The organism is Peptacetobacter sp. AB800, assembly GCF_047807365.1.
GTDB lineage: Bacteria > Bacillota > Clostridia > Peptostreptococcales > Peptostreptococcaceae > Peptacetobacter.
On sequence record NZ_JBLOUI010000050.1, the window covers coordinates 1 to 15,881 of the forward strand.

Consider the following 15,881-nt stretch of genomic DNA (forward strand, 5'->3'; position numbering starts at 1 on the left):
AATTGTGGAGCTAAATTTGAATACAAAAAAACTGACAACCGTTAGGTGTCAGTTAAAGGTACTGTCATAAGAACACCTTTTAAAGGTGTTCTATGGCAGTATTTTTTTATTAAATTTATTGTTTCAAATATAATTAATATAAGAGAAAAATTATTTGTGGATAAAGACAGAAAAATAGCTGATATCGAGATATCAGCTATTTTTTACTTATAAGAGGTATGGTTTTGATTTATATTATAAATAATTGAACTAGGCTATATTGAAGTGAACTGCTAATGCAGAGTTTCTTTCTTCACGAGATAGAGTATGTCCTTTTCTCATTATTATAGAGTAACGTTTTCCTTCGATGAAGAATAATAGTACTTTTTCATCTCCAAAGTTAAATTCTCTATATCTATCAAATGGAGTATTTCCAAGTTCAAGAAGTTCTTTTGAACTTATGCTATTGTAGTCAAGTTTGAAGCTCTTGTCAGCTTTGAATATAACGCTAAGTGGAGTTTTAGCTTCTCCTTCTTCGTATAATTCATGTTTTTCTGCTATCATTTCATTCTGTGCATCAGATAAAGTAACAGGTATGAATTCACCATTTTCGTCTTTTACTAAACCACCGTTTATATCCTGTTTGTATACTAGATGAACATCAGCTTTAGGTACATCTACCATTTTTTCGAAGTGAACGTACTGTCCAGCATTTTCTATGAATCCTTCATTTCTTATTTCAAGGAATCCGTCTATTTTTCCTAAGCAGAAAGTAGATATAGAATCCTTAGCGAATTTATTATTGAATGGTAATATTGTAAGCATATCACCTTTATCTTCTAAAACTATTGAATAATCAAAAGCGTAAAAATCTTTGTCTTCCATTCTTAAAAAATTGTACTGTATTATATTTCCTTTCAAAATTGCCATCTCCTTTTAAAATAAGTTTGAGTATATAAACAAGGAATATACTAAATGTGTTACTCTTATTCCTGCTTACAAACTAATAATAACATAAAAATAATAAATGTGCTACAATAATTAATAAAAAAACAAAGATTTTTTTGGAAAATATAAAAAAGAAATGTTAAATAGTATATCATAATTATATATTGTATTAAATTGTGTATACAATGTATGCGAAAACTGTAAATTAAGTCACGAATTCAAAAATAAAAGCCGAATGATTGTCCTATATTTTCGCTAATATTGAATTAAATTGTAAAGATGTGATATAATGAAGGATAGTTTAGGTCAAAAATTAAAAAATTAATATAGATGGAGGAAAGATTATGAGTATGATACATAAATATTCAATGAATGGATACAACATAGTATTAGATGTTAATGGTGGATCTGTTCACGTTGTAGACGATGCTGCTTATAGAGTATTAGATTTCTACAAAGAAAAAACTAAAGAAGAAACAGTTGAATTATTAAAAGATGAATTTACAAAAGAACAGGTTGAAGAAGCTTGGGATGAAATAGCTAACTTAGAAGAAGAAGGACTTCTTTATACAGAAGATAACTATCAGTTCCACCCAGCATTTGTTCATAGAGAACCAGTAGTAAAAGCACTTTGCTTAAATGTTGCACATGACTGTAACTTAAAATGTAAATACTGCTTTGCTAAACAGGGTAACTTCGGTGGAAAACCTGAATTAATGAGCTTTGAAGTAGGTAAAAGAGCGTTAGATTTCCTAGTTGCTAATTCAGGAAGCAGAAGAAATCTTGATATAGACTTTTTCGGTGGAGAACCGCTAATGAACTTTGAAGTTGTAAAACAGTTAGTAGAATACGGAAGAAGTATAGAAAAAGAACACGGTAAAAATATGAGATTCACTATAACTACTAACGGACTATTATTAAACGATGAAATAATAGACTACATAAACGAAAATATGCACAATGTTGTACTTAGCTTAGACGGAAGAAAATCAGTAAATGACAACATGAGAATGACTATAAACGACAAAGGAAGCTATGATGTAATAGTTCCTAAAATGCAGAAATTAATAGAAAAAAGACCAAAAGATAAATATTACTACGTAAGAGGTACTTTCACTAGAGAAAACTTAGACTTCTCAAAAGATATACTTCACTTTAGAGATTTAGGATTTGAACTTACTTCTGTTGAACCAGTTGTAGACGATGAATCAAACCCATTTGCATTAAGAAAAGAAGATTTACCACAGATATTTGATGAATATGAAAGATTTGCAGCAGAACTAGCTGATAGACAGCTAGCTGGAGATAAATTCAAATTCTTCCACTTTATGGTAGATTTAACTCAGGGACCATGTGTAATAAAAAGAATAACTGGATGTGGTGCAGGTAATGAATACCTATCAATAACTCCAAATGGAGATATATATCCATGTCATCAGTTCGTTGGACAGGAAGAATACATAATGGGTAATATAATGGATGAAAAAATAGAATTTCCAGAAGATCTTCAGAAAATGTTCAGAGATGCTCACGTATACAACAAAGAAGAATGTAAAAAATGTTGGAATAAATTCTACTGTTCAGGTGGATGTCATGCAAATGCATTAAACTTCAATGGAGATATAAACAAACCATATGATTTAGGTTGTGAAATGCAGAGAAAACGTACTGAATGTGCAATAATGATACAGGCTAAATTAATGATGGAAGGTCAGGACGAAGAATAATGATAAAATCATTTTGCGGTATAGAACCACAGATAGAAGAATCTGTATATGTATCTGAGTCTGCTGATATTATAGGAAAAGTAAAAATAGGAAAAAATTCTAGTGTATGGTACAATTCAGTAATAAGAGGTGACGATGAAGAAATAATCATCGGTGAAAATACCAATATACAAGATGGATCAGTACTACATGGAGAAGAAAAAACTATAATAGGAAATAATGTAACTATTGGTCATAGAGCAATTGTACATGGTGCTAAAATAGGTGATAATTCTCTTGTTGGAATGGGAGCTATAGTTTTAGATGGTGCAGAAATAGGAGAGCATTGTTTAGTTGGAGCTGGAGCACTAGTTACATCAAATAAAAAGTTTGAAGATGGTATGCTTATAATAGGTTCTCCAGCAAAAGCAATAAGACCATTAACTGACGATGAAAAGAAAAATTTAGAAAAAAGTGCAGCTTTATATGTAAAAACTGCAGAAGAACATAAATAAATAGATTTTATAGAGATGGGAAAATTAACCCATCTCTTTTTTTATTTATTTGTGCGAGAGAATGATAATGTATGATAAAATAAAATTAAATATATAAAGATGGGCGGTGAAATAATGCGAATAAGTTACAGACATATAAAAAGATATAAAGAAATTGCCCAGGTTATGGTTAAATACGGATTTAGTTTTATTATAGAGAGAATAAATAAAGAGGGATCTGGAAGTAAGATAGATGTATCATCTTCAGAGCCTAAAGATGATATAAAAAATATGACATCTGGTCAAAGATTAAGGTTAGCACTTCAAGAGCTGGGACCTACTTATATAAAAATGGGGCAGATTCTCAGTACAAGACGGGATCTTTTAGACCAAGATATGATAGATGAGCTTGTTAAGCTTAGAGATGATGTTGAAACATTTGATACTGATGTAGCTATGGCAATAATAGAAGAAGAAACTGGAAGAAATATAGATGAAATATTCTCTGAGTTTGATAAAGAACCTATAGCAGCAGCATCAATAGGACAGGTATACAATGCTGTTTTAAAAGATGGTGAAAAGGTTGTAATAAAAGTACAGCGTCCAGATATAGAAGAAACTATAAAATCTGACTTAGAAATATTAAAAAGAGTATCTGGATCTATTCAGGATATTATAAAGGACTATAATATTGATATGAAAGAAATGCTGGAAGAACTTTCTAGTCAGCTATTGAGAGAATTAGACTACAATTTTGAAGCTGTAAATGCTGTAAAAATGAAGAGAATTTTCCAAAATAGCGACGAGGTGTATATTCCAGAGATGCATATGGAATATACTACTAAAAGAGTTCTTATAATGGAAAGAATAGAAGGAATAAAATTAAGTGATATAGATTTAATTAAAGAAAAAGGTTGGGACACTAAAAAAATAGCGCACATAGGAGTTAAAGCTTTTTTAAGACAGGTATTTGATTATGGATTCTTCCATGCAGACCAGCATCCAGGAAATATATTTGTGCTTAGTGAATCTCAAATAGCATATATAGATTTTGGTATGATCGGAATGGTAGACAATAGAACTCTTAATTTTTTAAATAAATTTGCACTTGCGGCATCAGAGAAAAATGTAGATAAGATAGTTAGAGTTCTTACTGAAATAGATGCAATAGGTGAAGAAACTGATATAGAGGGGTTCAAAGGTGAAATGCTGTATATGATTCACTATTATTACGATATACCGCTTGAAAGAATAAGCATAGGAACAGTATTAAATGAGATTTTTAGATTCTTTAGAAAGTATAAAATAACTATGCCACCACAGTTGATAACTTTAGCTAAGACAATAATTACATTAGAGGGGACAGCGAGAACATTGGATCCTGAATTTTCTGCTAGAGAAATTAGCAAGGCATTTATAAAGAATTACTACAAAAGTAGAATAAATCCTAAAAATATCGCAATGGAAACAAAGGGAAATATAGAAGATATAGTATTAGATTTAAAAAATCTTCCAAAGCAGATAAAAAATGTTCTAAAAATAATAGAAAAGAACAATGTAAAAATATCTGTTGAAGAAGTAAAAATGACTAGAATAGAGGATTGTTTAAAGGAATTGACAACACAGATGACTATGGCCCTAGTACTTGCATCTATAATAGTAGGCTCTTCCCTTATAATTGCATCACCTAATATAGAAAGTAATATGGGAATAAAATATATGGCAATTGCTGGATTTTTCATATCATTTATAATAGGGCTTATTTTAGTCATAGAAATTGTAAAAGTTAAAATAAAGAAGAGATAGAATTGGAGGGGATTATATGAAAAAGTGGACTCTAATACATAGAGGAAAACCAGGCGTTACAGATGAAACAGAAAAGTTTAAACTTTCTCCAGAAATATCTCAAATTCTTGAAAATAGAAACATAAATTCTGAGGAGGAGATAAAATTATTTACAAATCCATCCTTAGATTACTTGAGAGACCCATTTTTAATGAAGGATATGGGGAAGGCAGCAGAGCGTATAAAAAAGGCAATAGAGTTAAATGAGAGAGTTTGGATATATGGAGATTATGATGTTGATGGTGTTTCATCTACGTCGGTGTTACTTACGTACTTTAGGTCTATAAATTTTAATGTTAAGTATTATATACCAAATAGATTAGAAGAAGGATATGGAATAAATAAAGAGGCTATAGAGTATATAAGTTCTGAAGGGTGCGATTTAATTATAAGCGTCGACTGTGGAATAACATCAGTAGATGAAGTTGAATACGCCAATGAACTTGATATAGAAATGATTATCACAGACCACCATGAATGTCAGAGTGAAATCCCAAATGCATATGCGGTTGTAAATCCAAAGCAAGATGATTGTAATTACCCTTTTGATATGCTTTGTGGATGTGGAATAGCATTTAAGCTAGTACAGGCACTTACTCCACCAGAAGTATTCAAAACAACAGTTTATGATTATATAGAAATAGCAACATTAGCAACTATATGTGACATAGTTCCTTTGGTAGATGAAAATAGAATAATTGTAAAAAATGGTCTAAAAGCGATGAAAAATGGACATAATTTAGGGCTTTCTGAACTTATAAATGTATGTGGAGTAGATAAAGAAAAAATTGGTTCTTCTCATATAGGCTTTACAATAGGTCCAAGAATAAATGCAGCAGGAAGACTAGGATTTTCTGATTTAGGTGTAGAACTATTTACAGCTACAGATAAGGATACTGCACACGAAATAGCATTGGCATTAGATGAAAAAAATAATGATAGACAAATGATAGAGATGAAAATCCATCACGAAGCAGAAACAATTATAAAAAATGATCCGTCATATGAAGATGATAAGGTTATAGTTTTAGCACATGAAGGTTGGCAGCATGGTGTTATAGGAATAGTAGCATCTAAGCTAACAGAAAAATACTACAAACCTACAATACTTATGTGTATAGAAGATGGAGAGGCAACTGGTTCTGCTAGATCTATAAAAGGGTTTAGTATATTTGATGCCTTAACAGAATGTGCTGATATACTTACCAAGTTTGGCGGTCATGAGCAAGCAGCAGGTCTTAGCATAAGTGCGGACAAGGTAGCTGAGCTTAGAAGAAGAATAAATGAATCCGCTGATATAAATCTTACAGAAGAAGATATGATAGAAGAAATCAAAGTAGAATACGAATTAGATGAAAAATCAGCGAATTTTGATTTAATTGAAGAGCTTAGAAAACTTGAACCATTTGGTATGAGCAATCCTACTCCTAAGTTTATTTTAAGAGATTGCATACTTAGAGATATGAGATTTATGGGACAAAATAGACAGCACATAAAACTAGAAATAGAAAAAGACAATGTATTTGAATGTGTAGGATTCAATGCAGCTCATTTAATAGATGGTTTAAAAAATGGAGATAGAATAGATGTATTATTCCAATTAGATGAAAATACATTTATGGGAAAAAGAAAACTACAGTTCTTGGTTAAAGACTTAAGACTTGCTTACCCTAAATCAGCTACCACAAATATAGATGCTGTTAAACTTATGAATGAATTAATACCCAATAATGAAAATAGTTTATATAATATAGAAAGTTTAGAAGAATATAAATTAGGACATATAGATATAGAGGGAGAAAGAGTAGAAAATATATTTGATTTTATTGAGGATAATACTCTTGTAATAGCAAACTCTATAAATGGATTTTTTAGAGCTAAATCAGATTTAACACTTTTAGAAGAAGAAGTGGAAATATATTTTAAAGAAATATGTGAAAATGACAAAAAGCATTCAAAAATACATCTGATATTCTCACCTAATATTGATAAAATAGACGTAAAAAGATATAATAATATTATTCTTTATGATTATCTGTATACTAGGGATGACTATGGAAAATTATACTCTAAAGTGGAAGATGAATGTAAAATAATAAAAAATTACAATGAAATTGATAAAATTTATATTAAGAGCATAATGGAAAACATAGTACCAACTAGAAATGAATTTGTAAATATTTATAGATATGTAACAAAAAATAGGGGAATTAAATTTAGAATGGACGACACGATGAATATATTCAAAATGATTCCTTTAAAGCTATTTGCAATTATCAAGATTTTTAAAGAGCTTGGGCTATTTGATGTGGCAATAGATGAGCGTGATTTTGTAAATGTTGAAATGCTACCAAAACCAGATAGTAAGCTTGATTTAAATAGAAGTAAAATTTTAATAAACCTAAATCAAATTAGAGAAAAAGCAAAAGAAATTTATAATGTTTAAGTATTGGAGGAAAAAAGATGAACTTAGAATCTAAAATAAGAAATATACAGGACTTCCCAAAACCAGGTATAGGATTTAAAGACATAACAACTCTATTAAAAGATGGAGAAGCTTTTAAAGAAGCTGTAGATAGAATAGTTGAAAATTTAAAAGATAAAGATATCGATTATGTAGTTGGACCTGAAGCTAGAGGATTTTTATTAGGTGCTCCTGTAGCTTATGCATTAGGTGCAGGATTTGTACCTATAAGAAAGCCAGGTAAACTACCTGCAGAAGTAGTTAGTTTTGAATATGATCTTGAATATGGAACAGATAAAATAGAAATGCATAAGGATTCAATAGAAGAAGGTAAAAAAGTAGTTATAATAGATGACTTATTAGCTACTGGAGGAACTGTAGAAGCTGCTACTAAGCTAATAGAAAGCTTAGGTGGAGAAATAGTATCTATTCAGTTCTTAATAGAGCTTGAGTTCTTAAATGGTAAAGATAAACTAAAAGGATACGATGTGGAATCAATAATAAAATACTAATCAACAGATTAGTTATACAGATGGAACGGAATAAGGTGGTTTTATGCAGGGAAAGAAAAAATTAGAGGGCATAAAGTTAAAAGATGCCGAAAGAAATGAAAGAACGTTAGAAGTTCTCGCCGACACTTCTGCTGAATCAGACAAAGATCTTTTAGAAATATTAGAAAAAGTTAAATCATATGCTCCAAATGGCGATTTGGATACAATTATAAAAGCGTATAAATTAGCTAAATATGCACATAGAGATCAAAAAAGAAAATCGGGAGAACCGTATTTTATACATCCATTAGCTGTTGCAAATATAATATGTGATATGCAGCTAGATATAGAAACAGTAACTGGAGGATTGCTACATGATGTAGTTGAAGATACTGAGTACACATATGAAGATATAGAAAGTATTTTTAATAAAGAAATAGCGGATCTTGTAGATGGTGTTACAAAACTTGGTAAAATAAAATACCGCTCAAAAGAGGAAACACAGTCTGAAAATTTAAGAAAGATGTTTTTAGCTATGGCTAAGGATATAAGGGTTATACTTATAAAACTAGCGGATAGACTTCATAACATGAGAACTCTTAATTATATGGATCCAGAAAAAGCAAAATATAAAGCTACAGAAACACTAGAAATATACGGTGGGATAGCACACAGACTTGGTATATCTAAAATAAAATGGGAACTTGAAGACTTAGCTTTAAGATATATAGACCACGACGGATACTATGAATTAGTTGAAAAAGTGTCTATGAAGAGAAGTCAGAGAGAAGAAAATATAACAAGAATAGTAACTTGTTTACAAGAAAAATTTGCTGAAATGGAAATACCATGTGATGTTTATGGTAGACCAAAACATTTCTATAGTATATATAGAAAAATGAAGAAAAAAAATAAAACATTCGAGGAGATTTTTGACCTTACAGCAGTCAGAGTTTTAGTTGATACAGTAAAAGATTGCTATGCTGTCTTAGGGGTGGTGCATACACTATGGAAGCCAATACCAGGCAGATTCAAAGATTACATAGCTATGCCAAAACCTAATATGTATCAGTCACTTCACACTACAGTTGTTGGACCAGATGGAGAACCTTTAGAAATTCAGATAAGAACTCATGAAATGCACAATATAGCAGAATATGGTATAGCTGCACATTGGAAGTATAAAGAAGGTATATCTAATTCAAAAGAAGATAAAATAGAAGAAAAACTTCAGTGGTTAAGACAGATGATGGAATGGGAAAAGGATGTAAAAGATCCTCATGAATTCATGGATGCCTTAAAAGAAGATGTCTTCTCAAGCCAGGTATATGTATTTACTCCACAGGGGGATGTTATAGAATTACCAGCTGAGTCAACTCCAATAGACTTTGCCTATAGAGTACATACAAATGTAGGTAATAAATGTGTTGGTGCAAAAGTTGATGGAAGAATGGTTACATTAGATTACAAATTACAGAATGGTAATATAGTTGAAATACTTACATCTTCAAACTCTCCAGGACCAAGTAGAGACTGGTTAGGTATAGTAAAAACTCCAAATGCAAAGAGTAGAATAAGACAGTTCTTCAAAAAAGAGAGAAGAGAAGAAAATATCGAACGTGGTAATGCAATACTTGAAAGAGAGTTTAAAAAACATGGATTACCTACTACAAAAGATTCTGTAATAGATAAAAATATGCTTATAATAGCTAAAAAATTTAACCAGCCAAATGTTGAGGATTTAATAGCTACAGTTGGATATGGTGGAATAATGGCATCTCAGGTTGTTACTAAGCTCAAAGAGCTTTATACAAGAGAAATGCGACAGGCTATGAAAGAAAAGAAAGCGAGTCTTTCTGAAGATATAGAAAAACATAATATAAGCGATACAGAATACAGCAAAAAGAGAAAGAAAACTCCTTCACAAGGAATAATAGTTGAAGGTCTTGACAATATCTTAGTAAGATTTGCTAAATGCTGTAATCCACTTCCAGGTGATGAAATAGTTGGATACATAACTAAAGGAAGAGGAGTTGCCGTTCATAGAGCAGACTGTGTCAATGTAAACCCAGATGACGAATTCTTCAAGAAGAGAATGATAAAAGTATCTTGGGATGGAGCAGGAAAAGATAGCAATAGTACATTTGAAGCAGAAATTCAGATAAAAGTTGTAGATAGAAGAGGAATAGTAAACGAAATAACTCATATCGTAGCAAATGAAAAAATAGGTTTAAATGGAATAAATGCTAGAAAAGGAAAAGACTCTGAAGTTACTATAAATCTTTTAGTGGAAGTAGAAGGAACAGAACAGCTTGATTATATAATGAAGAAGATAAAAGCAGTTCCAGGTGTTGAAAGAATTTATAGAATGACAAATTAATATATAAATGAGGAGAATTTTAAAATGAGAGCTGTTGTACAGAGAGTATCTCGCTCTGAAGTTACAGTTGATGGGAGAACAACAGGAAAGATAAACAAAGGTCTTCTTGTTTTATTAGGTGTAACACATGGAGATACTTCAAAAGATGTAGATTATATAGTTGATAAAACTATTAATCTTAGAATATTTGAAGATGAAAATGACAAAATGAATTTATCTCTAAAAGATATAGGCGGTGAAATGCTTGCGGTTTCTCAGTTTACTCTTTACGGTGACTGTAGAAAGGGACGTAGACCAAGCTTTACAAATGCTGCTGCACCAGAAGAAGCAGATAAACTTTATCAGGAATTTGTCAAGAAAGTTTCTGAGCAAGGAATAAATACTGAAACTGGTGAATTTGGAGCACATATGATGGTTGATTTAGTAAACGATGGACCAGTAACTATACTTTTAGAATCAAATAAATCTTTTTAGGAGGATAAAATAGTGGAAATTAAAAGAATTGACGATTTTTATACATCAACAAACGTATACATACTATCAGATGATGAAACTAAAGAAGCTGCAGTAGTAGATCCAGGTGGAAGTCCAAATGAAGTAATAGAATATTTAAAAGAAGAAGGATTAGATTTAAAATATGTAATCCTAACTCATGGACACGCAGATCACATAGGATATGTTAAAGATATATTAGCATATAAAAAAGTGCCAGTTGTAGCTCATAAAGATGAAAAAGAAATGTTAAATGATGCAAGCTACAATTTAAGTAACATGATGAGATGTGGAAAAACTGAATTTGATGCAGATATATATGTAGATGATAGAGATAGCCTATACTTAGGTAAAACAAAACTTTTATTCATACACACTCCAGGTCATACTGAAGGTGGTATGTGTATAAGAACAGAAAATAATCTTATAACAGGGGATACTCTATTCAAAGGAAGCATGGGAAGATGTGACCTTAGAGGTGGAGATGAAAGAAAAATGAAAAAATCTCTTAATAAGATAAAAAAATTCGAAAATGAAATAGCTGTTTATCCTGGTCATGGAGAACCTACTGTACTTGGACACGAAAAACAAAATAATCCTTATCTTTCAACTAGATACATTGGAGAATAAAAATAAAAACACTATGCGAGGGCTTTTGCCTTTGCATAGTGAATTATTATGTATAAGGAGAAAAAAATGCTAAAAGTAGTGTTAAAAGGGCATGACTATGAATACGAGGTTTCAGAACTTATAAAATTATTCACATCAGAGTTTGAATATGTTGAAGAATTACAGAATTCTGAAGAAAAATTTTTAGTCAATAGCATAGAAATAAATGGAAAAAAAGTAATATCAAAAACAGAAGTTTGCGAAAATGGAAGTATAATCGGTGAATTTACAGAACAGAAAGAATTTGAAAAAGATTACTCTGATTTAATAAATAATTCCAATAATTATGCTGAATTCGTGGAAAAGTTAGAAAGAGAAGATTCTCTAGCTGTAAAAAAAGCAGCTAGATGGAGCATAAAAAAAAGTATGTTCCAGGCATTAAAACAAATTATGCCAGATAGCTATGTGCCATGGGGCGATTTAACAGGTATAAAACCGGTTAAAATAGTTCACAATCTAATATCTGACAGTATGGATGATGCTGAAGTTTTAAATTATTTAAAAGAAGAGCATTTCATAACAGATGAAAAGGCAGAACTAGCACTAGACATAGCTAAAAGAGAAAGAGGATTTATTTATCCATTAAGCGATAAAAAAATATCTCTTTATGTAAGTATTCCTTTCTGTCCAACTAGATGTTATTACTGTTCATTCCCATCTAACTCAATTCAGAAGTATGGAAATCTTAGAAGAAAATACGTTGAAAGACTTTTAGATGAGGCTAGAGGAACCGCAGAAATAATAAAAAATAGAGGTTGGGAAATAGAAACATTCTACATAGGTGGAGGAACACCTACAGCTTTAGACGCAGAAGATATGGATTATATGATAGAAAATCTATTTGAAATCTTTGACTTCAGTAAAATAAAAGAATTTACTGTAGAAGCTGGTAGACCTGATACTATTACAGAAGAAAAATTAAGAGTACTTAAAAAACATGGAGTAAATAGAATAAGTATAAACCCACAGACTATGAATGATTCTACACTAGAAAAAATAGGTAGAAAACATAGCGTGGAAGATATAAAAACTTGCTTCAAAATGGCTAGAGAGCTAGGATTTGATAATATAAATATGGATATAATCTTAGGTCTTGTCGATGAAGATGCAGAAATGGTTAAAAATACATTGGAAGAAATTAAAAAATTATCTCCAGAAAGTTTAACTGTTCATACATTAGCTATAAAAAGAGCATCTAAATTAAATATGGATATGGATTCTTATAAAGAAAATCTTACTCAGTACAAAGAAATGATCAAAATGATAGATATTTCTATGGAAGCTGCTAAAGAAATGAACTTAAATCCGTACTATATGTATAGACAGAAAATGATGCTAGGAAACTTAGAAAACGTAGGATACGCTAAAGAAGGATATGAGTGCATCTATAATATGCAGATGATGGAAGAAAAACAGACTAATATAGCTATAGGAGCTGGAGCTGTTTCTAAATTTGTATACTTAGATGAAAATAGAATTGAAAGAGTAGACGACGTTAAAAACCTTGAAATATACCTTGATAGGGTTGAGGATATGATTGAAAAGAAAAAAAGGGAGGTAGAAAAAAATGCTAACTAAAGCACCAAGAGGAACAAAAGATATAACTCCTAAAGACTCGTACAAATGGAATTATCTTGAAAATAAATTTAGAGAAATATGTGCACTTTACGGATATCAGGAAATGAGAACACCGATATTTGAGCATACAGAACTATTCCAGAGAGGTGTAGGTGATACTACAGATATAGTTCAGAAAGAAATGTACTCATTTAAAGATAAAGGAGATAGAGAAATAACTCTAAAACCAGAAGGAACAGCTGGGGCAGTAAGAGCATTTATAGAAAATAAACTATATGCTGATACTCAGCCAACAAAAATGTTCTACATAACTCCTTGCTTCAGATATGAAAGACCACAGGCTGGAAGACAGAGACAGTTCCACCAGTTTGGTATTGAAGCTATAGGAAGTGATAGCCCATCAATGGATGCTGAAGCTATATCATTAGCAATGCAGTTCTTCAGAGAATTAGGATTAAAAGACTTAAAAGTTAGCTTAAACTCTGTTGGATGCCCAGTTTGTAGAAAAGAATACGATAAAAAACTAAGAGAATATTTAGATTCAAAATCAGAAGTTCTTTGCGATATGTGCAACGAAAGAAAAGAAAAAAATCCTATGAGAGTTATAGACTGTAAAAATCCTAGTTGTAAAGAAGCTATAACAGACATACCTTATATGATAGACAATCTTTGTGATGATTGTAAAGCTCATTTTGCAGAACTTGAAGAATACCTAAAAGAAATGGAAATACCTTACGAAATAGATAAAACTATAGTTAGAGGATTAGACTACTACAAGAGAACAGCTTTTGAAATAATAGCTGAAAACATAGGTGCTCAGAGTACAGTTTGTGGTGGAGGTAGATACGACGGACTAGTTGAGCAGCTAGGTGGACCTAAAGGAACTAGCGGAATAGGATTTGCTCTTGGAGTAGAAAGACTTCTTCTTACTCTTGAAGATGCAGGAATAGAAATAGAAAATCCTCAGTCTACAGATATATTCATAGTTACTATAGGTGATGAAGCTAAAAAGAAAAGCTTCGGTCTTTTAAAAGAATTAAGAGATAATCACATAAGTGCAGATAAAGATCACTTATCAAGAAGTGTTAAAGCTCAGTTTAAATACTCTGATAAGATAAATGCTAAGTTTACAATAGTTATAGGTGATGATGAACTTAAAAACAACGAAGCATCACTTAAAAACATGTCTACATCAGAACAGCATACTGTAAAACTTAGTGAACTAGTAAAAGAATTAAAAGAAAGATTATAAAATAAAAGGGAACAGTATTGTAACTGTCATCAGCTCCAGGCTAAGACGCAATTAGATAAAGCTTTTTGTTTTAAGCTTTAGTTGTGCGTCCACGCATTGTCGCAAGCTGACAGTTATCAATACTGTTTTTTTATTTTTGAAAGTATCAAGAATAGTAAAATGATTAAAACAAAATAAAGCTATTTAAGAAAAAATAAAATATAAATGTTGAAATTTCAACAATGCAACTAGCAGTTGACAAATTTGTTAGTGTAGTTGGTAGTATGATTTTAAGAATTTTGGTAAGATAAGACCATATAAATAGATATCTAAAGGGAACGATATATCGACCAAGTTAAAAGAGGTGAGGAAAATGACATTATCAGAAAAAATAATAAGTTTGAGAAAAAAGAATGGATGGTCACAAGAGGAACTAGCAGAGAGATTAGATATATCTAGACAATCTGTATCAAAATGGGAAAGTGGAGAATCAATACCAACTCTTGAAAAAATAATAAAAATTAGTGAAATATTTGAAGTATCTACAGACTATCTTTTAAAAGATAATTTTAAAGAAGAAAGGTTTGATAGTAGTGAAAGCTCAATATATATGAATAAAATTGAAGAAAATTCATATATAAATAATAGAAATATATCATCAGATATAGCTATAGATAGAATAATCAGTGAAGAAAAAGCTAATGAAAATGTTATAAAAAGAAGAAAGACTAGTTTTGAAGAGGTTTCAAATTATATTAAACTATCAGAAATTACTGCAAAAAAATTTGCTAGAGCTGTTATGCTTTGTATTTTATCACCAGTAATGTTGGTGCTTTTGGCTGGATTTGCAGAGCAACATAAAATTCCACTAAAAGAAGATCATGCAGCTATGATTGACCTAATAATACTTTTAATTATGGTTGCTAGTGCGGTATCAGTATTTATAAAATATGGAATGAAAATGGATAAATTTAAATATATGGATAGACCGATAGAAGTAGATTCAAGGTCTTTAAGATTTGCAGAAGAAAAGAATGATAGCTTTGAAGGAAAATTGCAACAGAGTATGGCTTTTGGAGTAGCTTTATTCATAATAGGAGCAATTCCTCTTATTGCAGCAGGAGCATTAGAAGCAGAAGAATATATAATGGTAATTTGTGTAGCATTGCTTTTAGTATTGATTTCAATAGGAGTTAATATGATAGTTAAAGCTGAGATGCTAAGAGAAGGATATGAAAAAGTACTACAAATTGGCGAGTATACATTAGAAGAAAAAGAAAATAATAGAAAAAATGAGCATTTAGATACAATATATTGGTGCACAATAGCAACTATATATTTAGCATATAGTTTCTATACATTTAACTGGCATATAAGTTGGGTAATTTGGCCTTGTGCAGGTGTGTTCTATGCTGTAGTAGAAGCTATAACAAAAGTGGTAAGAAAAGTATAAATATAAAAAAAGGATGTTCTCAAAAATATAATTGAGACATCCTTTTTAGTATGACGGGCATGCTATTAATCTGTGGTGAAAGTCCATAAAAGGCGTAGCTACCGACGAACTTGATAGCGACTTGCAAGGTTTGTGCTGCGAAGCATAGGCG

12 protein-coding genes are annotated in these 15,881 nt (G+C 30.9%); 11 read left to right on the forward strand and 1 reads right to left on the reverse strand.

The annotated features are described in order from the left end of the window. Nucleotides 1–249: 249 nt before the first annotated feature. On the reverse strand, nt 250–900 hold the full coding sequence (locus ACK2WN_RS10820; RefSeq protein ID WP_300528886.1) for a hypothetical protein: 651 nt from the start codon (nt 898–900) through the stop codon (nt 250–252). A gap of 371 nt (nt 901–1,271) precedes the next feature. Between ACK2WN_RS10820 and scfB the strand changes: the two genes are divergently transcribed. The 11 genes from scfB (at nt 1,272) to ACK2WN_RS10875 (ending at nt 15,730) form a co-directional block, all read left to right on the forward strand. Next, on the forward strand, nt 1,272–2,654 hold the full coding sequence (scfB, locus tag ACK2WN_RS10825) for a thioether cross-link-forming SCIFF peptide maturase (RefSeq protein WP_416155571.1): 1,383 nt from the start codon (nt 1,272–1,274) through the stop codon (nt 2,652–2,654). Continuing rightward, nucleotides 2,654–3,148, forward strand: coding sequence for a gamma carbonic anhydrase family protein (locus ACK2WN_RS10830; RefSeq protein ID WP_300528891.1), 495 nt, complete (start codon nt 2,654–2,656; stop codon nt 3,146–3,148). The genes scfB and ACK2WN_RS10830 overlap by 1 nt, the downstream gene beginning before the upstream one ends. Before the next feature lie 114 nt (nt 3,149–3,262). Then, nucleotides 3,263–4,933, forward strand: coding sequence for an ABC1 kinase family protein (locus ACK2WN_RS10835; RefSeq protein WP_300528894.1), 1,671 nt, complete (start codon nt 3,263–3,265; stop codon nt 4,931–4,933). 16 nt (nt 4,934–4,949) lie between these two features. Beyond that, on the forward strand, nt 4,950–7,418 hold the full coding sequence (recJ, locus tag ACK2WN_RS10840) for a single-stranded-DNA-specific exonuclease RecJ (RefSeq protein WP_416155572.1): 2,469 nt from the start codon (nt 4,950–4,952) through the stop codon (nt 7,416–7,418). Between the two features lie 17 nt (nt 7,419–7,435). Further along, the gene (locus ACK2WN_RS10845; protein ID WP_300528899.1) at nt 7,436–7,948 is read left to right on the forward strand and encodes an adenine phosphoribosyltransferase; all 513 of its coding nucleotides are present in this window, start codon (nt 7,436–7,438) and stop codon (nt 7,946–7,948) included. Between the two features lie 43 nt (nt 7,949–7,991). Next, on the forward strand, nt 7,992–10,307 hold the full coding sequence (locus ACK2WN_RS10850; RefSeq protein WP_300528901.1) for a RelA/SpoT family protein: 2,316 nt from the start codon (nt 7,992–7,994) through the stop codon (nt 10,305–10,307). Between the two features lie 24 nt (nt 10,308–10,331). After that, a complete protein-coding gene (dtd, locus tag ACK2WN_RS10855; RefSeq protein ID WP_006440868.1) occupies nt 10,332–10,781 on the forward strand; it encodes a D-aminoacyl-tRNA deacylase in 450 nt (149 codons plus the stop codon). A 12-nt stretch (nt 10,782–10,793) separates the two neighbouring features. Further along, nucleotides 10,794–11,429, forward strand: a complete 636-nt coding sequence (locus tag ACK2WN_RS10860) for an MBL fold metallo-hydrolase (protein ID WP_300528903.1) — start codon at nt 10,794–10,796, stop codon at nt 11,427–11,429. Nucleotides 11,430–11,495: 66 nt separating this feature from the next. Next, complete coding sequence (gene hemZ / locus ACK2WN_RS10865; protein WP_416155573.1) at nt 11,496–13,046, forward strand: coproporphyrinogen dehydrogenase HemZ; 1,551 nt, start codon at nt 11,496–11,498, stop codon at nt 13,044–13,046. After that, complete coding sequence (hisS, locus tag ACK2WN_RS10870) at nt 13,036–14,298, forward strand: histidine--tRNA ligase (RefSeq protein ID WP_416155574.1); 1,263 nt, start codon at nt 13,036–13,038, stop codon at nt 14,296–14,298. Before hemZ ends, hisS begins: the two co-directional genes overlap by 11 nt. Before the next feature lie 352 nt (nt 14,299–14,650). Next, on the forward strand, nt 14,651–15,730 hold the full coding sequence (locus ACK2WN_RS10875) for a helix-turn-helix domain-containing protein (RefSeq protein WP_416155575.1): 1,080 nt from the start codon (nt 14,651–14,653) through the stop codon (nt 15,728–15,730). Nucleotides 15,731–15,881 lie beyond the last annotated feature (151 nt).